General features: G+C 66.6%; 32 protein-coding genes. 13 read left to right on the plus strand and 19 right to left on the minus strand.

Annotation, left to right across the window (positions count from 1 at the left end; genetic code table 11):
* Positions 1-6: 6 nt before the first annotated feature.
* A complete protein-coding gene (locus BM282_RS18075; RefSeq protein WP_139229665.1) occupies positions 7-369 on the minus strand; it encodes a hypothetical protein in 363 nt (120 codons plus the stop codon).
* A 169-nt stretch (positions 370-538) separates the two neighbouring features.
* Here BM282_RS18075 and BM282_RS01420 point away from each other — a divergent pair, with 169 nt between their 5' ends.
* Together BM282_RS01420 and BM282_RS01425 are read left to right on the plus strand one after the other, a co-directional pair.
* Positions 539-1,822 (plus strand): adenosylhomocysteinase, encoded by a 1,284-nt coding sequence (locus BM282_RS01420; RefSeq protein WP_089876072.1) that lies wholly within the window; start codon positions 539-541, stop codon positions 1,820-1,822.
* A 74-nt stretch (positions 1,823-1,896) separates the two neighbouring features.
* The gene (locus tag BM282_RS01425) at positions 1,897-2,484 is read left to right on the plus strand and encodes a cyclodeaminase/cyclohydrolase family protein (RefSeq protein ID WP_089876074.1); all 588 of its coding nucleotides are present in this window, start codon (positions 1,897-1,899) and stop codon (positions 2,482-2,484) included.
* 30 nt (positions 2,485-2,514) lie between these two features.
* Here BM282_RS01425 and BM282_RS18350 read toward each other — a convergent pair whose 3' ends face one another.
* The 5 genes from BM282_RS18350 to BM282_RS01445 form a co-directional block, all read right to left on the minus strand.
* Positions 2,515-2,676, minus strand: coding sequence for a hypothetical protein (locus BM282_RS18350; protein ID WP_175501331.1), 162 nt, complete (start codon positions 2,674-2,676; stop codon positions 2,515-2,517).
* A gap of 50 nt (positions 2,677-2,726) precedes the next feature.
* A complete protein-coding gene (locus BM282_RS01430) occupies positions 2,727-2,927 on the minus strand; it encodes a hypothetical protein (RefSeq protein WP_217642682.1) in 201 nt (66 codons plus the stop codon).
* Positions 2,928-3,005: 78 nt separating this feature from the next.
* Positions 3,006-3,704, minus strand: coding sequence for a hypothetical protein (locus tag BM282_RS01435; protein WP_089876078.1), 699 nt, complete (start codon positions 3,702-3,704; stop codon positions 3,006-3,008).
* Between the two features lie 53 nt (positions 3,705-3,757).
* Entirely contained in the window at positions 3,758-4,570 is an 813-nt protein-coding gene (locus BM282_RS01440) for a formate/nitrite transporter family protein (protein ID WP_089876080.1), read from the minus strand.
* A gap of 43 nt (positions 4,571-4,613) precedes the next feature.
* The gene (locus BM282_RS01445; RefSeq protein WP_089876082.1) at positions 4,614-6,155 is read right to left on the minus strand and encodes an ATP-binding protein; all 1,542 of its coding nucleotides are present in this window, start codon (positions 6,153-6,155) and stop codon (positions 4,614-4,616) included.
* Between the two features lie 122 nt (positions 6,156-6,277).
* Here BM282_RS01445 and hjc point away from each other — a divergent pair, with 122 nt between their 5' ends.
* Positions 6,278-6,721: a Holliday junction resolvase Hjc gene (gene hjc / locus BM282_RS01450; RefSeq protein ID WP_089876084.1), complete on the plus strand. Its 444-nt coding sequence runs from the start codon at positions 6,278-6,280 to the stop codon at positions 6,719-6,721.
* Between the two features lie 211 nt (positions 6,722-6,932).
* Here the strand turns inward: hjc and BM282_RS01455 are convergent, their stop codons facing one another.
* A complete protein-coding gene (locus BM282_RS01455) occupies positions 6,933-7,670 on the minus strand; it encodes an SWIM zinc finger family protein (protein WP_089876086.1) in 738 nt (245 codons plus the stop codon).
* Between the two features lie 134 nt (positions 7,671-7,804).
* On the opposite strand from BM282_RS01455, the gene BM282_RS01460 reads away from it, so the two are divergent.
* Complete coding sequence (locus tag BM282_RS01460; protein ID WP_089876088.1) at positions 7,805-8,002, plus strand: DUF7472 family protein; 198 nt, start codon at positions 7,805-7,807, stop codon at positions 8,000-8,002.
* A 61-nt stretch (positions 8,003-8,063) separates the two neighbouring features.
* Here BM282_RS01460 and BM282_RS01465 read toward each other — a convergent pair whose 3' ends face one another.
* Positions 8,064-9,185, minus strand: a complete 1,122-nt coding sequence (locus BM282_RS01465) for a DNA primase large subunit PriL (RefSeq protein WP_089876090.1) — start codon at positions 9,183-9,185, stop codon at positions 8,064-8,066.
* Between the two features lie 128 nt (positions 9,186-9,313).
* On the opposite strand from BM282_RS01465, the gene BM282_RS01470 reads away from it, so the two are divergent.
* Together BM282_RS01470 and BM282_RS01475 are read left to right on the plus strand one after the other, a co-directional pair.
* Positions 9,314-9,901 (plus strand): DUF7474 family protein, encoded by a 588-nt coding sequence (locus tag BM282_RS01470; protein WP_089876092.1) that lies wholly within the window; start codon positions 9,314-9,316, stop codon positions 9,899-9,901.
* Between the two features lie 78 nt (positions 9,902-9,979).
* Positions 9,980-11,356, plus strand: coding sequence for an MFS transporter (locus tag BM282_RS01475; RefSeq protein WP_089876094.1), 1,377 nt, complete (start codon positions 9,980-9,982; stop codon positions 11,354-11,356).
* Between the two features lie 5 nt (positions 11,357-11,361).
* On the opposite strand, the gene BM282_RS01480 is transcribed toward BM282_RS01475, so the two are convergent.
* Positions 11,362-11,961, minus strand: coding sequence for a hypothetical protein (locus tag BM282_RS01480; protein ID WP_089876096.1), 600 nt, complete (start codon positions 11,959-11,961; stop codon positions 11,362-11,364).
* A gap of 187 nt (positions 11,962-12,148) precedes the next feature.
* Complete coding sequence (locus BM282_RS01485) at positions 12,149-12,892, minus strand: DNA polymerase sliding clamp (protein WP_089876098.1); 744 nt, start codon at positions 12,890-12,892, stop codon at positions 12,149-12,151.
* A 166-nt stretch (positions 12,893-13,058) separates the two neighbouring features.
* Here BM282_RS01485 and BM282_RS01490 point away from each other — a divergent pair, with 166 nt between their 5' ends.
* Genes BM282_RS01490 through BM282_RS01500 form a run of 3 tightly spaced genes read left to right on the plus strand, consistent with a single transcriptional unit; the run spans position 13,059 to position 15,153 of the window.
* Complete coding sequence (locus BM282_RS01490) at positions 13,059-13,463, plus strand: ArsR/SmtB family transcription factor (RefSeq protein WP_089876100.1); 405 nt, start codon at positions 13,059-13,061, stop codon at positions 13,461-13,463.
* Positions 13,460-14,320 carry an arsenite methyltransferase gene (arsM, locus tag BM282_RS01495; protein ID WP_089876111.1) on the plus strand — a complete coding sequence of 287 codons (861 nt, stop codon included), beginning with the start codon at positions 13,460-13,462 and terminating at the stop codon, positions 14,318-14,320. Before BM282_RS01490 ends, arsM begins: the two co-directional genes overlap by 4 nt.
* A gap of 59 nt (positions 14,321-14,379) precedes the next feature.
* Entirely contained in the window at positions 14,380-15,153 is a 774-nt protein-coding gene (locus BM282_RS01500; protein ID WP_089876113.1) for a 23S rRNA (uridine(2552)-2'-O)-methyltransferase, read from the plus strand.
* A 50-nt stretch (positions 15,154-15,203) separates the two neighbouring features.
* On the opposite strand, the gene BM282_RS01505 is transcribed toward BM282_RS01500, so the two are convergent.
* From BM282_RS01505 to BM282_RS01515, 3 genes are all read right to left on the minus strand, one after another.
* Positions 15,204-15,386 carry a hypothetical protein gene (locus BM282_RS01505; protein ID WP_089876115.1) on the minus strand — a complete coding sequence of 61 codons (183 nt, stop codon included), beginning with the start codon at positions 15,384-15,386 and terminating at the stop codon, positions 15,204-15,206.
* 71 nt (positions 15,387-15,457) lie between these two features.
* Positions 15,458-15,847 (minus strand): hypothetical protein, encoded by a 390-nt coding sequence (locus tag BM282_RS01510; protein WP_089876117.1) that lies wholly within the window; start codon positions 15,845-15,847, stop codon positions 15,458-15,460.
* On the minus strand, positions 15,844-16,257 hold the full coding sequence (locus BM282_RS01515; RefSeq protein ID WP_089876119.1) for a hypothetical protein: 414 nt from the start codon (positions 16,255-16,257) through the stop codon (positions 15,844-15,846). Before BM282_RS01515 ends, BM282_RS01510 begins: the two co-directional genes overlap by 4 nt.
* Before the next feature lie 124 nt (positions 16,258-16,381).
* Between BM282_RS01515 and BM282_RS01520 the strand changes: the two genes are divergently transcribed.
* Positions 16,382-17,083: a helix-turn-helix domain-containing protein gene (locus tag BM282_RS01520; protein WP_089876121.1), complete on the plus strand. Its 702-nt coding sequence runs from the start codon at positions 16,382-16,384 to the stop codon at positions 17,081-17,083.
* A 32-nt stretch (positions 17,084-17,115) separates the two neighbouring features.
* On the opposite strand, the gene BM282_RS01525 is transcribed toward BM282_RS01520, so the two are convergent.
* From BM282_RS01525 to tatC, 3 genes are all read right to left on the minus strand, one after another.
* Positions 17,116-17,832 (minus strand): queuosine precursor transporter, encoded by a 717-nt coding sequence (locus BM282_RS01525; protein ID WP_089876123.1) that lies wholly within the window; start codon positions 17,830-17,832, stop codon positions 17,116-17,118.
* A complete protein-coding gene (locus BM282_RS01530) occupies positions 17,825-17,998 on the minus strand; it encodes a ribbon-helix-helix domain-containing protein (RefSeq protein WP_089876125.1) in 174 nt (57 codons plus the stop codon). The genes BM282_RS01525 and BM282_RS01530 overlap by 8 nt, the downstream gene beginning before the upstream one ends.
* Before the next feature lie 117 nt (positions 17,999-18,115).
* Entirely contained in the window at positions 18,116-20,293 is a 2,178-nt protein-coding gene (gene tatC, locus BM282_RS01535) for a twin-arginine translocase subunit TatC (RefSeq protein ID WP_089876127.1), read from the minus strand.
* 96 nt (positions 20,294-20,389) lie between these two features.
* Here tatC and BM282_RS01540 point away from each other — a divergent pair, with 96 nt between their 5' ends.
* Positions 20,390-21,877: a twin-arginine translocase subunit TatC gene (locus tag BM282_RS01540; RefSeq protein WP_089876128.1), complete on the plus strand. Its 1,488-nt coding sequence runs from the start codon at positions 20,390-20,392 to the stop codon at positions 21,875-21,877.
* A gap of 40 nt (positions 21,878-21,917) precedes the next feature.
* Here the strand turns inward: BM282_RS01540 and BM282_RS01545 are convergent, their stop codons facing one another.
* The 3 genes from BM282_RS01545 to larE form a co-directional block, all read right to left on the minus strand.
* Positions 21,918-22,820, minus strand: a complete 903-nt coding sequence (locus tag BM282_RS01545; RefSeq protein ID WP_089876130.1) for a carbohydrate ABC transporter permease — start codon at positions 22,818-22,820, stop codon at positions 21,918-21,920.
* A gap of 69 nt (positions 22,821-22,889) precedes the next feature.
* Complete coding sequence (locus BM282_RS01550; RefSeq protein ID WP_089876132.1) at positions 22,890-23,360, minus strand: SRPBCC domain-containing protein; 471 nt, start codon at positions 23,358-23,360, stop codon at positions 22,890-22,892.
* A 69-nt stretch (positions 23,361-23,429) separates the two neighbouring features.
* Positions 23,430-24,347: an ATP-dependent sacrificial sulfur transferase LarE gene (gene larE, locus BM282_RS01555; protein ID WP_089876134.1), complete on the minus strand. Its 918-nt coding sequence runs from the start codon at positions 24,345-24,347 to the stop codon at positions 23,430-23,432.
* Between the two features lie 273 nt (positions 24,348-24,620).
* Here larE and BM282_RS01560 point away from each other — a divergent pair, with 273 nt between their 5' ends.
* Together BM282_RS01560 and BM282_RS01565 are read left to right on the plus strand one after the other, a co-directional pair.
* Positions 24,621-24,977, plus strand: coding sequence for a hypothetical protein (locus tag BM282_RS01560; protein ID WP_089876136.1), 357 nt, complete (start codon positions 24,621-24,623; stop codon positions 24,975-24,977).
* Positions 24,978-25,061: 84 nt separating this feature from the next.
* Positions 25,062-26,141 carry an FAD-binding oxidoreductase gene (locus BM282_RS01565; RefSeq protein WP_089876138.1) on the plus strand — a complete coding sequence of 360 codons (1,080 nt, stop codon included), beginning with the start codon at positions 25,062-25,064 and terminating at the stop codon, positions 26,139-26,141.
* The last annotated feature ends 61 nt before the right edge of the window (positions 26,142-26,202 follow it).

Below are 26,202 nucleotides of genomic sequence, written 5' to 3' on the forward strand. Positions count from 1 at the left end.
GCTGATTTATTTGGAAGACCCGAACAGCGCCCCGAGAATCCGGAACGGTAGTTCGATAGCCCAGAGAGTCAACCCGAGGGTCAGCTTGATGCTTGTGAGCGTGACTGCGATACTAGCCTTCAGAAACCAAATCGCAATTCCAATTGGAGCCTGAACGAGGAACCAGAACAGTAGCGACGGGTTCTTCGACCCACCGACGGTACCATCCGAATTCATCTCGGTTGGATTCCACCGTTTCAGCGTACTCGAAACGTGTGAATCGGAACACCCAACCGATTCGGCAATTTCCGTGTTAGCCCAGTCTGGATGGTCCTTTTTCTTGTAGAGAATCGCCTGTTGTGTTGCTGTAAGTTCTTTCTTGTCAGACATATATTCTATCAGAAGAGATTTTCACTGCGACTTCTATCTATCGAAAAATTGTCGTCTTCGACGAGTGCTGCAGTACACCATCTGTCGATGAACTCGGTCCCACCTCGCTGGATTCACGTCAGACACCGCCTTCGGTACTGATTTGAATCGCCTCCCCAAACCTCCGCCCATGAGCGACTATCCCCCAATCTCCGAGCATCTCGACGACGTCGAGAGCGCTCGCACCGAAGGTCGACGCAAGATGGACTGGGCGCTGCAGCACATGCCCATCCTGAACGAACTGCGCGACCAGTTCGAGGCCGAGAAACCCCTCGACGGACAGGTCATCGGCATGGCGATGCACGTCGAGGCGAAGACGGCCAACCTGGTCGAACTCCTCGCCCTCGGCGGCGCGGAGGTGGCCATCACCGGCTGTAACCCTCTCTCGACACACGACGACGTGAGCGCCGCGCTCGACGCGCACGAGAACATCACCTCCTACGCCGTCCGCGGCGTCGACGAGGACGAGTACTACGACGCCATCGAGTCCGTCGTCTCGCACGAACCCACCATCACCGTCGACGACGGGATGGACATGGTGTTCGCCATCCACGAGGACTACCCCGAACTCATCGACACCATCGTCGGCGGTGCCGAGGAGACGACGACGGGCGTCCACCGCCTCCGCGCGATGGACGAGGACGGCGCGCTCGAATACCCCGTCTTCGCCGTCAACGACACGCCGATGAAGCGCCTGTTCGACAACGTCCACGGCACGGGCGAGTCGTCGCTCGCGAACATCGCGATGACGACGAACGTCTCCTTCGCCTCGAAGAACGTCGTCGTCGCGGGCTACGGCTACTGCGGCAAGGGCGTCGCGAAGAAGGCGTCCGGCCAGAACGCGAACGTAATCGTCACCGAAGTCGAACCCCGCCGCGCGCTGGAAGCGCACATGGAGGGCTACGACGTGATGCCGATGAACGAAGCGGCGAAGGTCGGCGACATCTTCGTGACGACGACGGGCAACCGCGACATCGTCACCGAGAAGGACTTCGAGGTGATGAAAGACGGCGCGATTCTCTCGAACGCGGGCCACTTCGACATCGAGATAGACTTAGAGGCGCTGTCCGACCTCGCCGTCGACGAGTACGACGCCCGCGACGGCGTCCGCGCCTACGAGATGGACGACGGCCGCAAACTGAACGTGCTCGCGGAGGGGCGTCTCGTCAACCTCGCCTCGCCCATCGCGCTGGGCCACCCCATCGAAGTGATGGACCAGTCGTTCGGCGTGCAGGCCGTCTGCGTCCGCGAACTCGTGGAGAACGCCGACGCCTACGACGCGGGCGTCCACGACGTCCCGGACGAACTCGACGTGGAAGTCGCGGAGATAAAACTCGCCGCCGAGGGCGTCGAGATAGACGCGCTCACGGACGAACAGCGCGAGTACATGGGTAGCTGGAGCCACGGAACGTAGACGACCCGCGCAAATCCCGCTTCGCCGCAGTCGGGACAACTTCTAACTGGCGACCCGTCGACTCACGACCACGCATGTCTTTCGAGGAGTCGACTATCGGTTCGTTTCTCGACGGCGTCGCGTCCGAACGCGTCACGCCCGCCGGCGGGTCGGCGGCGGCCGTCGTCGGGGCGACGGGGGCCGCACTCTGCGAGATGGTCTGTATCCACACTCTCGCGAAGCGTCCCGACGACGCCGGAGACGAACTGCGCGACGCCCGCGAGGAACTCGCGGCGTGCCGGCACCACCTCCTGACGCTCGCCGACAGCGACGCCGAGGCAGTCGACGAGTTGCTCGCGGCGCTCTCGTCGGGACCCGCCACCGCCGAGGCGAAGCGCGCGACGGGCGTCCCCCTCGCCATCGCCGAGGCGTGCCTGTCCGTCGTCGAGTCGGCGACGCTCGTCACCGAACGCGGGACGGAGAACGCCGTCCCCGACGCGGGCACGGGTGCGTTCCTCGCTCGTTCGGCGTGTCAGGCGTCGATTTTCACCGTGCGGACGAACCTCGACCAGATTTCGGACGCCGCGTTCACGGACGAGATGCGGACGCGAACCGCCGCACTCGACGAGTCGACGGAGGCGGCGTTCGCCGACGTTCTGTCGAATATCGGATACGAACGCTGAGGTTTTCACCCACTCGTACTCCCGACGCCGCTACGCTATCTCCTCGAACGAGTCGAAACCGCTCCAGCACTCGCACTCCAGGTCGTCAAGCGACGTCACCTCGTCCGGCAGGTCCGATATCGGCATCCCCGACCCCACCTCGTCGCAGTCTCGCGTATGTACGGAGAAATCACTCGTAGACATCGTGTACATACGACAGGATTCCACCGTCTACCGGTATAAACTTCTGGTTTCTAACACTCTCACCGGGAGTTCCGACGCTCGCGCGCTTCGGCTTGTCGCTGCACGTCCGCCAACGCGTCTTCCTGTTCGCTCCGCGTCAGTCCGCCGGATTCGACGTGGCGTCCGTCGTACTGCCACCGCGGAATCGCGTCCCAGACGCTGTCTCCCGACCGCTCTGTCGCGAACAGGGCGCGGAGTCGTTCGAGGAGTCGGAGGGCCATGAGCGACGGTAGCACGGCTGGGCGCATAACGCTGCTGGTGTGGGACGACTGACAGCTCTTCGGTCGGACGGGTACCGCTCACTCGGCTTCTCGCCGGCCCCGTTCGGACCACTCGCCCGCGCGGACGAGGAGAGCGACGCCGGCTATCCACCCGCCGAGTCGAATCGCTTCGACGGCGATGTGCGGTGGGTCGCGCCACCCCCATCCGGTCACGACGTACTCGTTCGCCGTCGGTTCGACGAGGTAGTACGTTCCGTCGCGGACGACGTAGAACCGACTCTCCTCGTACACGTCGTCCTCGTTGACGGTGACCGTGCCCTCACGTATCGCCGTCTGGACGTACTCCGGTGCTCTGTCGAATTCAGTCGCGAGCGCATCTCTCACCGTCGATTCGGAGACGGGGTCCAGTCGGAGAACGAGCGCCCCGTCTTCGAGCGTCGTGTTCGGCCGGAAGTAGCCCTCGGGCGTGCGGACGAAGTCGTGGGCGGCGTACGTCTCTCTCGTCGGTTCGTCGCCGACGGGGACGCGGAGCGCTCCCCCGTCGTCCAGGGAACGCTCGAAGGCGCACGTCCGCGACCTGATGGGCGTCCACGAACATCGTCTCACGTCCACCGTCGTCCGGACGTACTCCGCGTCGGGAACGCCGTCGGCTTCGGTCGCTTCGTAGGTGATTCGCTCCTCCGACGAGACGCCGTCCGGATAAGCGTAGACGTGATTGCCGAGGAGGAGGACGCCGAGGACGGCGAAGAGGAGGGCGCGTCTGTACTGGGGATTCACGGCCGACCGATTCGACGTATCGGATAACTGTCTTTTGGTCGCGGGTTCGCCGTCTACGCCTCGCGGACGACGTGGCCGTACTTCAGGAGGGCGACGAACACGGACCCGCCGATAGCGTTGCCCGCCGTCGAGAGGACGAGGAATTCACCGAACGTGGCGAACCCCATCGCGGGGTCGACGAGGACGGCGGCGAGCACTTCCACGGTTCCCGCGATGGAGTGCGGGAGGTGGGCGATGCCGATGGTCGTCGCGATAATCCAGACGAAGAACACCCGGCTGATGGTCTCCTGGGCGGCCGCGACCAACCACGAGAGCAGTCCCATCAGCCACCCCGCGAGGATGGCCGCCGACAGCATCACGAGCGGCGGGTGGCCGACGAGTTTCTTCCCGATGTCGACGAACGCCGACGGGTCGACGATGCCGTACGCCGGCGCGACGAGGACGACGATACCGGCGAACAACGACGCGCCGACGATGTTTCCGGCGTAGACCAGTCCCCAGAGTCGCCCCAACTCGGAGAGGGACGCGCGGCCGTCGATGACCGGGAGGACGGCGAGCGTCGTGTGTTCGGTGAACAGTTCCGACCGCCCGAGGACGACGAAGATGAACCCCACGGCGTAGAGGTTCGCGAGGACGATACTCATCGTCGCCTCCGTCCAGACGCCGGACGCCAGCGTCGCGACGGTAACCATGAGAAACGGGCCGAATCCGACGTCGAGTCCCGCCGAGAGCGCCGAGAGGAGTAACCCTCCCGAGGGCCGTTCTAGTTCTCCGATTCCTTCCTCTATCTGCTCTGCGAGAATCGACCGTCGTGTAGTCTGCTCGCTCCCCGACGAGAAGTTCTCGCCACCGTCTGTCTCGGGCATCTAGTCGGGTCGTCGGGCGGGGGGCCTATAGTCGCTCTTGCCGTTACCCCCTGCGACGGAGGGCGACGAGCAGTCCGGCCAGCGTCACTCCCCACACGAGGTGACCGACGAATCCGACGGACGAGAGGTTCGGAACCGGGGCCGGAACGCCGAGTGCGCGGAGCCAAAGCGGCATCACGACGCCCGCGGCGACGAGCGAGAGTCCCGCGCCGTAGCCCGCACCGGCGAGGGAGGCGAGGTGGAGTCGCCGCCGGTATCGCGCGAAGCGCGGCGTCGCGAGGGCGGCGGCGAACGCGACGCCGAAGACGAGGCTGTGAAACAGGTGCGTCGTCCACCCGACGAACGGCGAGGCGACGCCGTAGAGCGACCCGATGACGGGGAGCGAACCCGCTGCGTAGTCGAGGAGGAGTCCCATCACACCGCCGGCGACCACCGAGGCGACGGCGGCGTCTCGGACCCATCCCGTCGAGAGACCACCGACCGCGGTCGGGTCGTGACCGTCCGGCGTCTGGTGGCGACGGAAGGTGAGCGTCACCCCGGTACCGTCGCCGTCGATGCCCGGTCCGACGTCGACGCGCGCCCCAGACTCCTCGGCGAGGAGTCGGACGACGGTCACCCCGAACCCCGCAGTCGGGTCGTCGTACTCGGGGAGCGACCCGTCGCGGAGGACGCGACGCTGTGCGTCCGGCATCCCCGGCCCGTCGTCGGCGACGGTGATACTGACCCGACGCCATCCCACCTCCGCGGTGACGGCGACGGCGGGGTTCGACTTCGGGTTGTGTTCGACGGCGTTGCGCAACAGGTGCTCGAAGAGGTCCGCGACGTGCGTCGTCGCGCAGATGTCGACGTCGTCGACCATCGCTCTCTGGTATCGAATCTCGGCGTCGGGATGTCGTTCCGACACGGCCGCGACGCTGGATTCGACGACGGCCGCCACCGAGACGGGTGCGAGGGGGTCCGGGTGCGTGAGGGCGGTCACCTCGTCGACGGCGTCGCCGATTCGGTCGGCGCTCCGTTCGATGACGCCTCTCGGGTCCGACGCGTGTTCGCCGCCGTCCGTCTCGACGCCGACGAGGCTCGCGTAGCCGCGAACGACGTTGACGCCGTTCAACACCTCGTGTCTGAGGATGCGGTTCAACAGCGTCAGTCGCGTCGTCCGCTCCGCCAAGTCACGCTGTTGGTCGTGCCGCCGCGACACCTGCACGCCCGTGAGTGCGCCGCCGACCGCACCGGCCAACAGGAGGTCCAACCCGAGTGCGGTCGTCGTCGCGTTCGTCCGTACGCCCGCGAGTTCGCTCCCGACGACCGACGCGGCGACGGCGACGCCCGTCGCGACGGTTCCGAGGAGACACCACCGCGCGACGGTCCACCCGTGCGTCCGGCCCCACTCGTTCACGGCAAGGACGACGCCGAACAGACTGAGTCCGAGACCGACTATCAGGAAGGGGGCTTCGCCGAGGAGAAACGCGAGCGTCGACCCGTTCGTCGTCGATGCGGCCGTCGCCGACCGGGTGAGCGAGAACCCGACGACTGCGACGGCGAGGCCGCCCCACGCTCCTTCTCTCCGCGCTCGTCTCCCGGACATATCGGATACAGTGAATTATTCGCAACCGTATATCAATCCTCCCCCGAGTCGCCTCCGTCTCTCGCGTTCGTCGTCGTCCGCCGTTCGCCCGATTTAAGAGTAGCGACGGCCGAGAGTCGGCTATGTCCTCGAATCGAAAAGGTGACCGCAGGGAACGCGAACTCGTCAACAAACTCGACGAGGCGGGATTCGCGGTCATGCGCGCCCCGGCGTCCGGAAGCGCGACGGAACGGGAACTGCCGGACGTCCTCGCGGGCAACGGCGAGGTGTTCTACGCCATCGAGGCGAAGGCCAGTTCCGGCCGTCCCATCTACCTCCAGGGCGAAGAGGTGGAAGCGCTCATTTACTTCGCGCAGAACTTCGGCGCGAAGTCGCGCATCGCGGTGCGGTTCGACCGAGAAGACTGGTACTTCTTTCATCCCGGCGACCTGTACGTCACCGACGGCGGCAACTACCGGGTGAAGAAAGAGACGGCACTCGCCGAGGGCGAACCGTTCGAGTCGTTCGTCGGCGGCCCCGCTCAGAGCCGTCTGACCGACGTCTCCGACGCTTCCGACGACGCGTAGACACGCGATACGCCGGACTACCTCTCGACAGCCACGCGTCTGACACGTTTCAGAATTACTGACAGCCTAGTTACTTATTGCCTTTCGGCACCGAGTGTACTTGCCGGAGGCACCCTCTCTGACGTTCTGAAGTCTCTTTCTGTCAGATATTCACTAGTCACTATCACTATATTTTGCTCTCCGGGGGCACTCGTCCGACCGGAATCGAGAGTCAGACCAGCGACGCCTGCGTGGTCCGTCCGTCGCTCGGCCCCGTCGCACCGCGGACGGCGTCCGAGTCGGCGAACCCCGACTCCACGGGGCGAAGGCGAGACGCGGGGAACCGGTACCGGCGTCTGCCTCTCAGGTCGGCGACGCCGCCGGCGAGTGGAACCGAATCGACGTAGACGGCCTCGAAGACGGGTTCGTGGCGGCCGTAGTGAGCGTTCGTCTCGTAGTCGGCGACGACTCGCCCTCGTTCTGTCTCCGCGTCGTCGGCGCGTTCGCCCGTCGCGCGGACGACGACGAGGAGGCTCTTCGTCTCCCTGTCGCGCACTAAGTCGCCGGGCGCGTGGTCGTGCGCCGCACAGAGGGCGGGCGCGGGGTCGAACTGGGAGACGAACGTTCGGCGGCCGCAGACGGCGCAGACGCCGGCGCGTTCGCCGGGCGCGGGGACGATACCTTCGGTTATCTCGATGGCCGTGCGGCGCAGGTGCTTACAGCGCGCGTGTCTGATGGCGTTGTCCGGACAGGTGCAGGTACCGGCCTCGACGTCGGTGACGTACGTGCCGCCCTCCGTCTCGACGACGTACCGGCCGTCGCGCAGTGGTCGAACCGCCATCGCCTCCGCGCGGGCGCGACGGGCGCGCCCCGCGTACCCACTCGCGGGGAGTGTCGTTTTTCGTCTGACCGGCCGGACGGCCGGGGCAGAGCGGTCTGTCGACGCGGGTGTGTTTCGGGTGTGCGTCATGGTTTGTTCACCGCGAGAGCGAGTGCTCACGCGTTACTCTCAGATACGTTCCGAGCGAACCTAAACCCTCGTTTCGTCTGGAATCTCGAACGTTCTTCGAAGCGCTTTTAGAACGGCCGCGGAAAGGCGGGTGCATGGCTCTCGAAGCGGAGATGCGCCGAAAGATACTCGTCTCCGTCGTCGCCGTCGGCTTCTTCATCGCTCTCATCGTAGGGGTCGGCGCGACGTACAACGACGGCGGACTCGCCGGGTCCGGTGGACTCGTGTTGGTCGGCACTATCGCACTGTTCGTTCTGGTTATGGCTGTCGTCGGCTTCCTCCTCGACAGGTAGACGCGACGCTTCGTCGAATCTCACTCTCGTCGACTCACTCGCGGGACCTCTTTTCCTCGACTCACTCGCCGACCGCTTCGCGCCAGTCTCGAACTTCGCCGGCGTCGCGGACGGCGCTCGTGTAGTACGACAGCGGATGCGAGATGGTCTCGCAGCGTTCGTCCCGGTTCACGCAGTCGCCGTACGACTGCATGCTCGCACACGACGGCGGCGCGAACTGCGACCCCTCGGCGTCCGCGAGGTACGTCACGCGCGTCTCGATTCTGTCCGCGTCGTCGCCGTCGGCGCCGAGCAACGTCGCCACCTCCGTCGCGTCCATCCCGAACGCGACGAGGAAGGAGACGAGCGAGAACTCGCTGTGCGCTGGGAGCGACTCGCCGGACTGGGCGCGTTGCAGGAGCGCCTTCATACACGGCGGAAACAGGCCGGGGACGACGGCGTCGACGTCGGTTCGCCCGGCCACGTCGTGGTCGTTCAGGAGGTTCCGCAGCGACTCGACTTCGTCGTCGAGTGCCTCGGCTATCTCGTCGCCGGCGGAATTCCCCCGAACCTCGAACGGGAGGCCGTCGGCGACGCGGCGTCGGACCGCCTCTTCGAGGAGTCGGTGGAGTTCGTCGTTCGTCACCCGAACCGCTCCCGTCGCGAGTTCGCGGTTGACGAGTCGCCAGCGCTCCCCCCAGTCCGCCGACGCGAGCGTCAGGTACGCTCCCACGCCGACCCAGTAGTGCGTCGGGTCGCGGCCCCCACGGCGTCGGTCGGTCGGGTCCGTCCGCTCCGGGCGAACGGCACCCGAGAGGTCGAACTCGCGGAGTACCCTGTCCAGCGAGACGGTCGGCGAACTCGTGCTCTGGAGGCCGTCGTCGTCGGTCTGGAAGTCCGCGCTGAACCGTTCGTGCGCCGTCGCGGCCTCCGCGGCGGCGTACTTGTCCACCGCCGCGGGCGTGTCGACGAGCGAGACGAGGATGCGTGCGATGGGGTACGACAGCAGTTCCTCGCGGTCGCTCCATCGTCGGGGTTCCTCGGGGGCGACGGTGCCCTCCATGAGGGCGCGTTCGACCCGCTCTAAGCCGCGCTCGACTGCCGGGGCGTCCTCGGCGATGAGCGCCGGGGGCGAGATGTCCGCCTCGCCGACGGCGGCGCGGGCCCCGTCGAAGAACGGATACCGAGCGTGGTGGGGGTCCATCGTCTGTTCTCGTCGTAGCCGGTGACCCCGAATAAACACGACGATTGGCCCGGACTCCGACAGGGCGACGCGCGCCCACCGCGACCCACACCGTACCACCTAAGACGGCGCACGTCTTCCCCCACTACGTGCCGCAGTTCGACTATCCGTGTCCCGACTGTCGGGCGACGAACAGCCTCCACGACGTGGATTGTCGGTTCGAGGGGGTTCCGTGGCCCGACGTCGAGAAAGCGTACACCGACCTCGCCGTCCGACTCACGGCGGGACCGGTCGACGAGGACGACCTGCGGGCGGCGGTTCACGGCGACTGGGACAACCTCCACCGCGCCGCACTCGACCGACTGAAGCGCGACGGCCGCGTCTCCGAGGGGAACGGAACGCTCCGTCTGCTCACGCCCGAAGAGTTCCGAGAGGAGGTGTCCGAACCCACGAGAGAGCCGATGCGGACGCTGTACCGCCACGGGAGCGTCCCCGGTTGTCACGACAACGCCGTCTTCGCGATGGTCGCGTGGTACGAGATGGTCGGCCTCTCGTGGTCCGAGACGCGAGAGAACGTCATCTCGTGGCTCGAAGACAGCGGAACGTGGGCGCGCGGCGGGTTCGAGGAGGCGACGCCCGCGCAGTTGGTCGACAGCAAACGCCACGTCTACGAGGCCGGCTACGGCTGGAAGGAGAAAGCCGAGTCGGCCAAACGCGTCATCGACCGACACCGCTGAGTCGCCGTCACGCCGAAGCGAATCTGAGACGGGCGTTCTCGACGCAATCCTTACGCCGTCGTGTCACTATTCTGCGGTGTGAGTTCTCCAGAGACGACGAGCGACGGCGGGGCGGATGCGACGCCGTCCGGCCCGACGGTCGAGGCTCCGCGCCGCGCACTCGCCATCGTCGTCGGCATCGTCTTCTTGGACCTGCTCGGGTTCGGCGTCGTCATCCCCATCCTCCCGTTCTACGTGCGGAGCTTCGAGGTGTCGGACGTGCTCATCGGCCTCCTCGCGGCGTCGTACTCGGTGATGCAGTTCGTCTTCGCGCCCTTCCTCGGCCGCCTCTCCGACGCCCGCGGGCGACGGCCCGTCCTCATGCTCTCGCTCCTCGGGAACGTCCTCGCGTGGACCGTGTTCGGACTGGCCGCGGAGGTGGGACTCCTGTTCGGGACGACTGCGGCGTTGGCGACGCTTTTCACCTCGCGGATGCTCGCGGGAGCGATGGGCGGGAACATCGCCACCGCACAGGCGTACATCGCCGACGTGACGCCCGCCGAGGGCAGAGCGGCCGCGCTCGGACTCGTCGGCGCGGCGTTCGGTCTCGGCTTCGTCTTCGGCCCGGCCCTCGGCGGCGCCGCCGCCAGCGCGGAGGCCGTCTCGTTCGCCGAGTCGGTGCTCCCGCCGTTCGTCCCGGCGACGCGGTTCTCGCTCCCGAGTTTCGTCGCCGCCGGGCTGAGCGTCCTCGCACTCGCGGCGACGGCGGCGTTTCTCCCCGAACCGGACAGACAGCGGGGGGAAGCCGGGCAGACGACGCTCGTCGGGCAGTTCGTCTCCGCGCTCCGCGACCCGGTTCTCAGGGGTCTCGTCCTCGCGTTCTTCCTCGTCTCGGTGGCGTTCTCGGGCGTTCAGGTGATGTTCATCCCGTACGCCGCCGACTTGTTCGGCTACGACGAGACGCAGACGGCACTGCTGTTGACGTACATCGGCGTCCTCGGCGTCGTCAATCAGGGCGTCCTCGTCGGACGTCTCTCGCGTCGCTACCCCGAGCGCCGAATCGCCCTCGCGGGCGCGACGATTCTCGTCGCCGCACTCGGAACGCTCCCGTTCTCGCACCTCCTCGGCGGGTTCGTCTCTCTCCCCGCGTTCGGTCCGGCGTGGTTCACCGGCGGCGTCCTCGTCCTCCTCGTCGTTCTCGCGTGTCTCTCGGTGGGGAACAGCCTCCTGAACGTCGCGCTCTCCGCGCTCGTCTCTCGGTCGGTGTCGGCCGACAAGCAGGGCAACGCCTTCGGCGTCACGCAGGGCGCGGGGAGTCTCGGACGGACCGTCGGCCCGCCGTTGATGGCGGCGCTGTACGTCTTCGTCTACTGGTCGCCGTTCGTCGCGGGCGCGTTGCTGGCGATTCCCGTCGTCGCCATCCTCGCGGGACGCGAGGCGGCCGCCGGACGCGACGACGTCGAGAGCGCGGAGTGACGGTATCAGTCGTCGGCGAGCGGTCGAGGCACGACGGTCCCCGTCGCCGTCGCGACGCCCCACCAGAGCGCGGCGAACTGGGCCGCGACGACGACGAGGAGGAGTACCGCGCCCTGTGCCGTACCGATTCCCGTCGACGCGAACCAGAGCGCGCCGAGACCCACGAACGCGAACCAGAGCGGCGGCGACGTCCCGTCCCGTCGCCCCTCGCGAATCGAGACACCGGCCGCACCGCAGAGCGCGACGCCGAACGTCGTCAGCGACTGCTTCAACCAGACGAGCGTCGTCGAGGCCGGGCCGCGAGTCGTCCGGACGAGGAACCGGTCGTCGCCTCGGACCACGACCACTCGCCCCGCCTCGAACGCCGGGTCGGCCGTGCGTTCCACGAGGACGCCGTCGGTCGACCGGGCGTCGTCGAACGCCGCCTGCGTCGCCGGTGACAGCGTCGCGTAGGCGACGGTGGCCGTCCGGTCGGTGTCCGCCGCGTCGGCCGCGTGCACGGCGTGGCGGTACGTCGGGTCCGCCGCGTGCGGGAGGACGAAAAGCGAGGACGAGAGGAGGAGCATCCCGACGGCGACGATGAAACAGACGACGCGTCGGTCCATACCGACTGGTTACAGTCTTCTGATATGAGTTTTCTGGTGAATGACACGATATGGAGACGTTCGTCGTCGATCGCAAGTCGCGTCGCCGAGGCCCGTGCGGCGGTGTCAGTGGCGGAGCGAACGGGCGGGGTGAGAGACCGAATCGAAGAGAGAGTGAGAACCGAGGAGAGGCCGCGAGTCGACGGCGTCAGTCGCTCTGGATGCGCGGGGCGAGCATGTAGGTGACGTTGCCCTGCCCCTCGGCGATGCGGTAGTGGAGTTTGACCGGGAACTCTTCGCCGAGTTCGACGGTCACTTCGGCGTCCTTCGGGATGGCCTTGTTCATGTCCTTCAGGTAGTCGAGCGAGAACAGCGAGTCGGCCGTCCCGGAGGTGAGGTCGATGAGGTCCTCGGCGTCGAGTTGGAAGTCGACGTCGTCGGTGTCGCCCTGCGCCTGGATGTGGAACGCCTCTTCGGCGTCGTCGACGCGGAGGCGGACGTGGTCCGAGACCATGTCGGCGGCCTTGATACCGCGGTCCAGTTGCGCGCCTTCGAGGACGATTTCTGCGGGGAGGTCCAGGTCCGGGATGTCGGGTTCCTGCCGGATGGAGTCGGGGTCGATGAGCGCGAGCGTCGAGGAGAGGCCGTCGATGCGGATGTTGAGCTTTCGCGTCTCCTCGTCGAGTTCGAGTTCGACCAACTGGTCGGCGTTCGCCATGCCGACGAAGTCCTCTAACTTCGAGAGGTTGACGCCGATGACGCCGCCGTCAGCCTCGTAGGACTCGAACGACGCGGCGTCGAGCGTGAGGTCGACCATGCCGACGTTCGCGGGGTCGACGGCCCGAATCGACAGGTCGTCCTCGTTCAGTCGAATCTTACACTCCTCGACGAGTACGCTCACCGAATCCAGCGCGTCCCGGAGCGTGGAGGCGCTCACGATGGCCTTGAACATGTGACCGAAGGTACGACAGCGGGCTTAAAAATACCCCTGATTCTCGTGTTCACATAGTGTCTTCCCGCGTGCCGCGTGAGCGCACGCGAGGCCGACCGTCACCCGACTCACACTCCGGTCTCGCTCTGCGGAATATTTATCTGAATGGATGCTCAACTATTCAGCTATGGCGCAGGATACGACCAGACTTCGCCGCCTCGTCGCGGACGAGACGGGCGACTGTTGCGAGGCCGACGTAGACGCGCGACTCGCCCGACTCGACTCGCTGGCGGCGGCGGTTCCGACGGGCGCGGACGCGGACGAGGACGTGGACGCACTGAAGACGCTCGGCAGCGAGACGCGCTACCGAATCGTCCGACTCCTCGTCGCCGCCGGGGACGAACTCTGCGTCTGCGAAATTACGCCCGTACTCGACGTGAGCGACAGTGCGGTCAGCCACGCGCTCTCGGACCTCGTCGACGCCGGACTGCTCTCGCGACGAAAGGAGGGAACGTGGCGCTACTACCGGACGACCGAACGGGCGGACCGACTGGCCGCGGCACTCGACGCGACGCGAGGTGACGGGGAATGAACGACTCGACCGAGACGGCCGACGAGAGCGACCTCACCGCCGCCGAACAGCGACGCGCGGTCAGAGAGCGATACGCTCGAATCGCGACGGGGTCCGAATCGGCGTCGCCCGACGAGGAGTCCGCGGGCGACTGCTGCGGCGACGACGGCGGATGCTGTGACCCCGGTGTCGACTCCGAGTCGCGCGACTCGACGGCACTCGGCTACACCGACGAGGACGTGGCCGCCGTCGCGTCGGGTGCGGACCTGGGTCTCGGATGCGGGAATCCGAACGCTCTCGCCTCTCTCGACGAGGGCGAGACGGTCCTCGACTTGGGGTCCGGTGCGGGCTTCGACTGCTTCCTCGCCGCGCGGGAAGTCGGAGAGACGGGTCGCGTCGTTGGCGTCGACATGACGCCCGAGATGGTCGAGAAGGCCCGCGACAACGTCAGGAAGAACGACGCGACGAACGTGGAGTTCCGCCTCGGCGAGATAGAACATCTCCCCGCCGCCGACGAGACGGTGGACGTCGTCATCTCGAACTGCGTCGTCAACCTCTCGCCGGACAAACCACAGGTGTTCCGCGACGCCTACCGCGTGCTCCGACCCGGCGGGCGACTCGCCATCTCGGACGTGGTGCTGACCGCGCCCGTCCCCGTCGAGATGCGCGCGGACCCCGACTCCGTCGCCTCCTGCGTCGCCGGTGCTTCGAGCGTCGACGAACTCCGCGCGATGCTGGACGAGGCGGGGTTCGTGGACGTGGCTATCGACCCGAAAGAAGAGAGCGCCGAGTTCGTCCGCGAGTGGGACGACTCGCTCGACTTGAGCGAGTACGTCGTCTCCGCGGCGATTACCGGTCGGAAGCCCGACTCGGCGTAGCTCTTCGTTCCATCCCGCTACCCCTATCTGTCTGAACCGTTTAGAGCCTGCAACTGACCATGGCCCGAAAGGACCACTACTACAACAAAGCGAAGCAGGAGGGCTACCGAACCCGGTCTGCGTACAAGCTGAAGCAGTTGGACGAAGAGGCGGGCCTGTTCGGCCCCGGCAACACCGTCGTCGACTTGGGTGCCGCCCCCGGCGGGTGGCTTCAGGTCGCCGCCGAAGCGGTGGGCGAACGGGGAACCGTCGTCGGCGTCGACTTCCAGCGCATCCGCGATTTGGACGCGGAGAACGTCGAGACCATCAAAGGCGACATGACCGACGAGGGGACCAAAGACCGCCTCAAGGAACGAATCGGCGCGGAGGGCGCGGACGTGGTCATCTCCGACATGGCACCGAACATGACCGGCGAGTACTCGCTGGACCACGCGCGTTCGATTCACCTCGCGCGGCAGGCGTTCGAGGTGGCACTCGAACTGCTCCCCGCCGGCGGCGACTTCGCGGTGAAGGTGTTCGACGGGCAGGACCTCGCGCCGTTCCGCGCCGACGTCGAAGAGGAGTTCCAGTACGTCCGCTCGATTCGCCCGGACGCCTCCCGCGACGAGTCCTCCGAACAGTACCTCGTCGCGAAACACCGCATCACCGCGCCCGTCGCGAAGGGCGACGAACTCGACGTGGTCATCCACGACGTGGGGAGCGAAGGCGACGGCATCGCCAAGGTGGACGGCTACACGCTGTTCGTCTCGGGGACGGAGACGGGCGACGAAGTTCGCGTCCGCGTCACCGACCTGAAGCCGAACTTCGGCTTCGCAGAACGCGTCGACGAGTAGCGCCGAGGCTCTCGACAGTCTCTTTTCGGGTGCGTCGCAGCCGTCGGTTCTCAGTCTTCGATTACGACGTCGACGTGCAGGTGGACGTCGCAGTCGCCCCGTCCGCCGCCGTTTCGACACTGACCGGTCGCGATGATATCCGATATCGTCGTGTACGTGCCACACGCCGGGCAGTGGAGTCCGTTCTCCATGCAGTGCCCCTCTGTCAGTCGTACCCGTCGCTCGCCCACCATGAGTGGCGTACGGTATCACGGAACATAAACGAGTTTGTCTGCGGGTTGACTTTTAGGCGTCCGAACCCCGTTCACAGCGTCCGTTCGACGCTGACCTCCGTCCGGAGTCGATTCCGCGGCGGCACCGCACCGTCGAGGGTGACGACGTACTCGTTCCTCCCCGGAGCGACCACGACGCCGGACACGACGCCACTGGCTCGGACACCCCCGTCGGGACCGACGATTTGTACCGTCACGTCGGCGCTGAGGCTCTGTCCCGTGTTGTTCACGACGACGGTGACGGCCGTGACGTTCCCGGCGTCGTAGGTCGTGGTGAAGCCTTCGACGACCAACGTCTGGTCGCCCACGCTCTGCGTGCGCGTCTGTTCGACGCCTTCCGCGTCCGTCGCGACCGGAATCGCCTGCGCTGTCGTCGCCGCGAGAAGCAAGAGGAGCGTGGCGACGCCGACCCGTCGCGTCATCCCGTCCGTTGGACGACGACCTCGATACCGGTAACGTTCGCGACGCTGTAGTTCCCGCCGAACGAGACGTCGACGGATTTCGTTGCCCCTGCGGCGAACGTCGTCTCGCTCGTCGTCTCGGTCGCAAGCGTCGCGCCGTCGTCGACGAGTCTCACGTGGACCGTCCCCGTGTGTTCGCTCGCTCCGGTGTTGTTCACTACCACCGTTGCCCCGGTGACGTTGATTCCCTCGTAGCTCAGTTGCTGTGAGTCGATAGTCAGGTCGTCGTCGACCTGTACGGTTCCCGTTGCGGGGACGATTGTGGCGGGGTTTCGGACCAACACCGTCGTCGCCGCGGAGGTTCCGGCGGCCGTGACGAGAACGACGACCAGAACGACTTTCAGCGACACGAGTCTTTCTGGCTTCTCCATATGTATCGGGATATGTCGAACAGTATATTCGTATACCCGGACGTGTCCGGCCTGTCAGAGTTCTTATAGGCAGTGGCTGAACGTATCCACAACACCAAAGCGCGAGTACGGTATCGCAGCTACCATGACCGTCGAAGCGTCCGTCGTCGAACTGGAGTTCGAGTTGGAGGGCGACCTGTTCTTGGTCGAAGCCTCGCGGGCGGCGTCGTGTCACCTTCGGCTCGAAGAACTCCAACAGCGCTCGGACGGGTCCGTCCTGGAGTTCGTCACGGTCACCGGTGCCGACCCCGAACGCGTGCTCGAACTCGCCGCCGGAACGCCGGTGCTCTCGGAGGCCAGACTCCTCCGAACGGACGAGGCCACCGACCGGTCGCTCTTCGCGTTCGTCTCTACCTCACCCATCGCGACGTCGCTCGCGGACTCGGAGTCGGTCGTCAAGCAGATATCCGCGCAGGCGGGGTCCGGGCGCGTAGTCGCAGAAGTACCCCCGCACATCGACGCCTCGAACGTCATCCGTGCCTTCCTCGAACAGTATCCCGACGCGACGCTCGTGGCTCGTCGACAGACGTCCCGGACTGCACCGTCTCTCACTGCCGCGGAACAGCGAGACTCACTCCTCTCGGGGATGACGGAGCGACAGTTCGAGACGATTCGGACCGCCCACGGGATGGGGTACTTCGAGACGCCGCGGGCGGTGTCGACGGCCGAAATCGCCGACGAACTCGGTCTCGCCAGTTCGACGGTGTCCGAACATCTCCGGATGGCACAGAAACACGTGTTCGATGGGCTCTTCTCGTCGGTGTCCTCGACGGACGGCTACCCTTGAACGTCGATTCTACGCGCCGTTCGCCCTCGGTCTCACTCCAACGCCCACGCGTCGCGTTCGCTCTGCCGGCCGCCGCCGAGAAGAGCGACGACGGCGTAGACGAACGGCGTGTCGAGGAGCGCGATGAGCAGTTTCAGGAGGTACTGCCCGACGACGAGGGCGACGACGACGCCCGTCGGGAGCGCCTCGCCGATGCCGAGGACGCGAGGGGCGACGTAGAAGGCGACGGTGACGAAGATGACGGTGTCCAGCGCCTGACTCGTCGCCGTGGAAGCGATGTTCCGGAGCCAGAGGTGGCCGTCGCCCGTCAGTTCGCGGATGCGGTGGAAGACGAGGACGTCCCAGTTCTGACTGACGAGGTACGCGAGGAGACTCCCCGCCACGATGTTCGTCCCCGAGGCGAGGACGGTACGGAACTGCCCGGCGAACTCGGGGTTCGCCGCGGGCGCGAAGATGGTCCCCCAGACGAGTGCGAGGAGGACGAAGTTCATCGCGAAGCCGACGTTGACCATCACCTGCGTCGGACGCTGGCCGTACAGTTCCGAGTAGCAGTCGGAGGCGAAGAAGGTGAGCGCGTACGCTAGCGCGGCCCCCGGCATCAGTATCGTCGCGCCGACGACGGGGAGCGACCCGAGGGCGTCGGGGACGGGGATTGCGAGCAGTTTCGAGGCGGTGAGTTGCGCCGTCGTCAGCGCGGTGACGAACAGCGCGAGGAGGCCGACCTGTCCGGCGTCGAGGCCGTCACTCATGTTCGAGTCTGCCGTGTCGTTCGTCTATCTCGTCTAAGATGTCGAGCGTCTTGCGGACGGACGCCCGGATGGCGTCGCTCCGGTTGACGAACTTCTTGTCGTCGCCCACGTGCTCGTCTAAGTCCGCGAGTAACTCGTCGGGTATCTCGACGCTTATCTTGGACATACCCGTGGATTATCTGCGTCATACTTACGCCTTTATACCCGAGCCGACGTTCGCTCGTCGGCTCTCTCGGGGTCGAGATGCTCGTCGAGATATTCGTGGGAGAATACCTCCTCGGTCTCACGCCGTTCCGCGGGCGGGCGCGAGGTTCCGACGGCCGCCGAGGGTGACGACGAAGAGGACGCCGAGGCCGACGCCGTAGGCGGCCATCAGCGGAATCGTGACGATGAACATCGTGATGATGTCGGCGGGGGTGAACACCGCGGCGAACGCCAGCAAGCCGACGGTCACCTCGCGCCAGCGGTTCCGCATCGTCTGGTAGGTGATTCCCCCTCCGTTCAGCAACAGCATCAGGATGGGGATGTCCGCGAGGATGCCGATACCGCCCGTCGTGAAGAAGATGAGCCAGAAGAAGTCGGTGATGCGGTAGGAGACGAGCATGTTCGCCTGCACCGCGTCGTTCACCAACCACGAGATGACGCCGGGAGCGACGTAGAAGTACCCGAGGACGAACCCGCCGAGCAGACCGAAGGTGAGAGAGCCGACCCAGATGAACACCGTCGCTCGGCGACGACGGACGATGTTGCGTTCGCGAAGCGCGGGCCACGCGAAGAACGCGACGAACGGGAGCGTGACGATGACCGCGACGAGGACGGAGAACTTCACCTCGAACACCAGCGCCTCCATCGGGTGGAGGGCGACGACGTTCAGCACCTCGTCGGGCGTCACGGCGTCCGGCAGGCGACTGAGGAAGTTTTCGTAGACGATTTTCAGCCCGCCGGCGTACAGCGCCGTGAACGTCGTCGCCATCGTCCCCATGAAGACGACGGCCAGCCAGAACGTCTTCGAGGTGATCGTCTCTAAGATGAACGTGATGTCCTTGTAGTAGCCGCCGATGTCGTCCTCGTCGGACTCGCCGTCGGTGAGTTCGTCTAAGAACGTCCCGCCGGCGCGCGTCGCTCTGTCTTCGATGCCGTCCGACTGCTCGGTCTCTCCCGCCGCCTCGTCGGCCTCGCGCGTCTCCTCGGCCTCGTCGAACCGGTCGAGGATGGCCTGCGCCTTCTCGTTGTCGCCGGCGTCCAAGGCGTCGCCCGCGAGTCCCATCGCCTCGTCCTCCGAGAGGTCCGCGAACACCTCGGGCGGGGCGGCGCGGACGCCCGCCACGTCCAGGTCCTCGACGGCTATCTTCGAAGGGTCGCCCACGCCGCGTTCGAGCGGACCGACGGACTCCTCGATGTCTTTGTAGACGGCGTAGCCGAGGCCGAAGAGGAAGAGGACCAGGCCGCCGAGCACCGACCAGACGACGAGTTCCGTCCGCGGGGGGAGGCCGAACGTGCTCCCGAGGGGGAGGACGACGTAACCGCTGTCGACGAGTGCGAGTCCGCGGTTGACCGCGTCGTCGCCGCCGTAGGTGTAGAACAGGTAGACCGCGGCACCGCCGAGGGCGGCGCTCCCGGCGACGACGTTCCAGCGTTTCGTCACCGCGTTCCGGAAGTCGAGCTGTTCGCTCCCGCGTCGAGCCGTGACGACTATCTTCGAGAGGTAGAGGCTGAAGCCGTACAGCGCGAGGACGGGCACGGCCCAGAGAATCTGCGTGAACGGGTCCGGCGGAGTGAACATCGCACCCGCGGCGAACACGGCGACGACGGCGTAGCGCCACTTGTCACGGAACGTCTCGTACGGGACGATTTCGGCGTACGACAGGAGCGTCATCACCAGCGGAAGTTGGCTCGCGAGGCCGAACGAGACGGTCAGGAGGAACATGAACTGCGCCCACTTGACGATGGAGTACGTCGGCTCGAACCCGATGTTCACCGTCGCCTGCGCGAGGAACTGGAAGGTGATGGGGAAGAAGAAGAAGTAGCCGTAGGCGACGCCGGCGGTGAACAGCGTGACCATCCCGGCGGCGATGAGCGCGAGTTTCCACCGCGGCACCGGCGTCTCGGGCCACGCCCCGCGCTCTCGGAGGGCGTCGCGCGAGTAGTAGATGAATATCGGCGTGGCGAGGATGAGACCGGTCACCAGTCCGATCTTCGCCTGCAACAGCACCACGTCGAACGGCGTCTGAGCGATGATTTGAACCTGTCCGCTCAGCGCCTCGTTCATGTTCCGCCTGGTGACCGATTCGAGGAAGCCCCAGACGTAGAGGCGAAGCGCGTAGAACGTTCCGAGGAAACCGACGAGGAACACGATGAAGACCTTCTGGAGGTCCTTCTGCGCCGCGCGCAACATCGCACCGGCGGTCTCGCGACCGCCGTCGATCGCGCGGCGGGTATCCTCGTCGAGCGCGCTAGACATACCCGACGAAAGCCGTCTCGCGGTTATCAATCTTTTTCACCGGCGGCGCGGCCATCCGGAAAGGCCTATAACGACCGGGCGGTGAATCACTGGTGAATGGCCGACGATTCGGAGTCGGACCGATCCTCGCCGGACGCCGACGAGTCCGACGGTTCGACCGCGGACCACGAGACGCCCGAGTCGTCCGCGACGCCGACCGACGAACCGGACGCGGCATCGGCGGACACGGAGAGGGACGACGCCGGCGTTTCAGACGCCGCCGAGGAGACCGAATCGACGGACGCAGACGACGATTCTGACCCCGCAGAGCGGGCCGACGCCCCGGATATCGCCGCGACGTCGGACGGTCGCCCCGGAGCGGACGTCGACCCCGACGACGTCGAGACGGTCGGCGACGATTCTTCGGAGAGCACCGATGGCGAAGACGACTCCTCGGAAGACACTGCCGCTGCCGAACTCGAACCCGAGACGGAAACCGAAGACGACGCCGAGGCCGCGAACCTCGAACGCGAGGGGCTCATCCCGCCGCCGGACGAGGAGACCATCGCCGAGGCGACGGCGTCGACGGACGACGCCGACACGGACGACGGAGACGGCGAGGAGTCCGCAGACGACGATGACCGACGCGCGGACTTCGTCCCCTCGGACTACGACCCGCCGGAGACGAAGACGCCCGAGGAGATGGGGCTGACAGCAGACGACGAGGAGACCATCGCCGACACCGACGGCGGCGCGCCCGCCGTCGCCACCGGGACTCGCGAGGACTTCATGGAGGAGTCCGGCGAGTTCGACGACGACGGGATACTCGGCGACGGCCCCGAGACGGACCAGGAGATGCCGCTCGCGGACCACATCGAGGAGATGGTCCACCGCCTCGCCGTCGTGTTCGCCATCGGCGGCCTGATTACGCTCGTCCTCTACCCCGGCGCCGACTTGGCGAACTCGGCGCTGAACCTCAATCTCGTGAGTTCGACGGACGTCATCAACTTCCTCTGGGACAAACACATCCCCGGGGCGCCCGAGATGGCCGAACGCCGGCCGCGCATCTACGGCCCCCTCGAACTCGTCTTGACCGAACTGAAAGTCGCCGGCCTCGCGGGCCTCGTCATCGGCCTCCCGGTGTTCGTCTACGAGACGTACCTGTTCATGCGCCCCGGGTTGTTCCCCAAGGAGCGACGCTACTACCTCGCGGCCGTCCCGACGAGCCTCGTCCTCGCGTTCATCGGTATCGCGTTCGCGCACTTCATCGTCCTCCCCGCCATCTTCGCGTACTTCACCTCCTACACCACGGGCACGGCCGTCATCGCGTTCGGTCTGAAGGAGACGTTCAACCTCATCCTCATCTTGATGGGCTACAACGCCATCATCTTCCAGATTCCGCTGTTCATCATGCTCGCCATCATGATGAACCTCGTCACGCGGGAGTGGCTGGTGGCCCGTCGCCTCCTCTTTTGGGCGTCGTTCCTCGGACTGGCGTTCTTCGTCAGTCCCGACCCGACGGGGATGGCCCCCATCATCATCGCGGCGACGATGATTACCCTGTTCGAGGGGACGCTGTTCCTCCTGCGGTGGACCGGGAACTGACCGCCCGGCCGCCGTCCCCCCGTCTGCGTCGCCTGCGGAGTCACTTCCCGACCGGAACCGTCGCCGCCAGTCCCTCCACGAGGTAGTCGTTCGCGACGAGGACGACGACGACGATGGGTGCCAACCCGAGGACGGCGGCGGCGGCACCGAACACGGCCTCCGAGTAGCGAAGCCCGTAGACGAACGGTGCGAGCGGAGCCCAGTGTCTCGGGTCGCCGTCGGTCATCAGATACGAGAAGAAGAACTCGTTGTACACCTGCACGAACGTGAGCACGCCCGCCGCGGCGATGCCGGGTCGCGCGAGCGGGAGGACGACGCGCCGGAACGCGCCGAGTCTGGTCGTCCCTTCGACGCGGGCGGCGGCCTCCAGTTCGTCCGGTATCTGCGCGTAGAACGTCGTCAGCACGTAGATTGCCAGGGGGAGCGTCAGCATCGTCGTCGGGAGGACCACGGCCCCCGGCGTGTTGTACAGCGTCGGCGACGAGAGCGTCACCGGCCCCACCGCCACCTCGACGCCGGTGAACAGGTGGAACAGGGGGGCGAGAAACGACGCGGGCGGGAAGTACGCGACGACGAGAAAGCCGAGGAGCAACGGCCGGCGGCCGGGGAACTCCAGGCGACCGAAGGCGTACCCCGCGAGCGACCCGACGACGAGGACGACGACGGTGCTGAGCGTCGCCACGAGGAGTCCGTTGAACAGGTGTCTGAGAAACGGCGAGTACAGGGCGACGACGGCGAAGTTCGACACGCTCACGCTCTCGGGGACGAGGCCGAGTCCGTGGACGGCGGACGGCGGCGTCACGGCGAGGACGAGGAGCCAGTACAGCGGAAAGCCGAACGTCACGAGCAGCGAGACGACGAGGACGAAAAAGAGGAGTCGGTAGACGACGCGAGGGTACGCGATGGCGTTCCGAACGCCGCGCTGGAGGACGTTCTCGCTCATACTGAACCGACTCCGGGGACGGGCGTCACGTCGTGTCGTGTCGCCGCGCCGAACGAAAAGTGCTGGGCTTCAGGTCGTTCTCGGCGCGCGCGGACCGACCTCGGGAGCGCCCGCCTCGACGCGGCGTTTCAACGCCTCGTTCATCGCGACGAACCCCGCCTCCGTGTCGTCGCCGACGAACCGGAGGACGGGTCCCGCGAGGACGCCCGTGAACGTCTCGGCGTGGACGAATCGAGTTCGCTCGCCGCCGTCGAGCGATTCGAGGACGAACCGGTGCTCGCCGTCGAACAGACCGGGGACGAACAGGTGGCCGAGCCACCGCAGTTCGCGGTTCGCGTCGGCGACGACTATCTCGGGGCGGAAACCCGTCTCGCGACCGTTCGGCGGCGACAGACGGACGTGCGGGTGCGACCCGACGTTCGGTTTGCCCGCGATACGGAGGAACGGGTTCCACTCGGGGTAGCGGTCGAAGTCGGTGAGGACGTCCCACACCGCCTCGGGCGGAGCGGCTATCTCGACGGTCGTCCGAATCTCTCTCATACGCTCTCAGACGCTGTTCGAGCGGATAACTGTCGCGCGCGCCGGGGTCTCACGGCGCGCACACGCGAGTCACTTCGTCGGGTAGTCGGTGGCGAACACGTCCTCGACGAGGGGTTCGTCGTCGTCGCCGTCCTCGTCGTCGGCATCGTCGGACCCCGGACTCACGCTCCCCGTCTGGTAGCCGTGGAGGTCCAGCGTCACGTGGTCGAACCCGAGGTCGGTGAGTCGGTCGCGGACGGCGTCGGCGAACTCGGGGTCCAGCGCCGTCTCCAACTCCTCGCTCGCGACTTCGATGCGGGCGAGGCCGTCGTGGTCGCGGACGCGGAACTGCGAGAAGCCCCACTGGCGGACGACGCGTTCGGCCTTCTCGACGCGCGTCAGTCGCTCTTCGGTCACTTCGATGCCCGTCGGGATGCGCGAGGAGAGACACGCCATCGACGGTTTGTCGGCCACCGAGAGGCCGTAGTCGTCGGCGATGGCCCTGACCTCGTCTTTCGAGACGCCGTGACTGAGAAGCGGCGAGAGTACCTCTAACTCCTCGACGGCGCGGAGCCCGGGTCGGTGGCCCTCGCCGGGGTCGGAGGCGTTCGTCCCGTCGCAGACCGTCTCGATGCCCATCTCGCGGGCGGCGTCGTACATCCGGCCGAGGCGCATCGTCCGGCAGTGGTAGCACCGGTCGCCGTCGTTCGTGACGAAGTCGGGGTTGTCGAGTTCGGAGAACTCCACCACCTCGTGACGAATCCCTATCTCGTCGGCGACGCGGCGGGCCTCGTCGAGTTCTTCGGCCGGGAGCGTTTCCGACTTGGCGGTGCAGGCGACGGCGTCGTCGCCGAGTGCCTCGTGAGCGAGTGCGGCGACGACGGCGGAGTCGACGCCGCCGGAGAACGCGACGAGCACCCCGTCTCGCGCTTCGAGCGACGTGCGCGCCGCCGCGGCCTTCTCGGCGGGCGTCGTGTCAGAGTCGTCTGGCGTGTCCGCGTCGAGCATACCTCGTCTATCCGGCGGAGCGGCAAAAGTACGTTGTCCTCGGCGACGCCCCCGACCCGGAAGCCAAAAGAAACAGGGCCGGTTCGCCCGAACACCTCGACGGAGGTCCGACGCCCGGCCAATCCCCTTGCCAGCACGGGCGTCTCTCCTCCGTCGGTTCACACGCGGAGAGGCGTCGCTCCGCCGTGACTCCGCGCCGCACCGCGCCGCGAATCGCGGTCGACGCGGTCGCGCGCCCGTGCTGGCCGACGCCGCCGTCGCCTCACGCTCACTATGACCCGAAGACACGAGCCAACCGGCCCGGACGAATCGTCTGACACGGCCGACGGACTCGGCGGCTACCCGGCCGTGACCGGCAACGCGACGCTTCTCGGCGTGAGTACCCGCGGGACGCCCATCTACCTCGACGACGAGGGGAACAGGCGTCTCGAAGGCTACCACGAGTCCGAGGACCGACCCGACGAGTGGCGAAGCGAAGTCGCCCACGACGAGGACGACTCCGTCGCCGACGTGATAGACGACGTCGAAGAGACCGTCGGCTGGGACCGACTCACCGACTTCGCGCGAGAACACCTCCCCGGCGTCGACGACCCGGACGAGACGGACGAAACCGACGCCGACGCGCGGTGACGCCCGCGCGGAGGCGCACCGGTGGCGTCACCGTCGCTCTTTCTGCCGTCAGCGTCACAACGCTCGCCGGAGAATCGCCGTGCAATGCCGGTCGATTCATCTATCGAGTCCGACGCGGCCGACGCGGAGAGAGAGAACCACGAGGCGACCGTCCTCGACGTGACGCCGATGGACGAGAACCGCGAGGAGGAGATTGCGTCGGTCGTCGACTCGCGCCGCGAGGACGTCCGGAACCGACTCGGTCGCGAGGAGGAGTTGGGGTCGTTCGCGGACCCGAACAGCGGGTGGGAGGAGGCCATCACCGAGTTGACCGACAGAGGGGACGTCCTCGGCGACGACTTGGAGGCGTGGCGAGGCCGACTGCGGATGCCGTATCCGTCGTTAGTCCGTGTCCGGTTCGAGGTGGGCGCGTCGCGCACCGACCCGCACGACACCGGGTTCGAGTACGTCCCCGGACAGTACGCGCGAATCAGCTACGACGACGAGGAGCCTCGCGTCTACTCCATCGCCAGTTCGCCCAACAGCGACCACGTCGAACTCTGTATCCGGCGAGTTCCCGGCGGCGAACTCACGCCCGACCTGTGCGACGAACTCGAAGCGGGCGACGACCTGTTCGTCCGCGGCCCGTTCGGCGACGAACTCATGCTGAAAGAACCGTCCGACCGCGACGTCGTGTTCGTCGCCACGGGAACCGGCGTCGCCCCGTTCAAGAGCATGATCGACTACCTGTTCGAGGAGGGGATGGACGAGTTCGACGGGGAAAATCGAGACGTGTGGCTCTTCCTCGGGTCGTCCTGGGAGGACCACCTGCCGTATCGGGAGGCGTTCCGCGCGATGGACGACGAACGCGAGCACTTCCACTTCGTCCCGACGCTGAGTCGCGAGACGTCGCTCACCGACTGGACCGGGGAGACCGACTACGTCCAGTACTGCCTCCTGCGCTACCTCGACGGCGACGCGACCGACACGGGCGGCCTCCCCGAGGAGTTCGCGGAGTACGCCGGGGCCGAACCGACCGCCAACGCGAACCCGCCCGCCCGTCTGAACCCCGACGAGATGGAGGTGTACGTCTGCGGTATCGGCGCGATGTGCGACCCCGTGACCGACGTGGTCGAATCGCTCGGCGTCGACGAGGCGTATCTCGACGTCGAGAGCTTCGGCTGAGGCGTCTGACGGCCCGAACCGCCACCTGACAGCGCCGCGGACCCGTAACGTTTTGTCTGGT

Source organism: Halogeometricum limi (genome assembly GCF_900115785.1).
GTDB classification, from domain to species: domain Archaea; phylum Halobacteriota; class Halobacteria; order Halobacteriales; family Haloferacaceae; genus Halogeometricum; species Halogeometricum limi.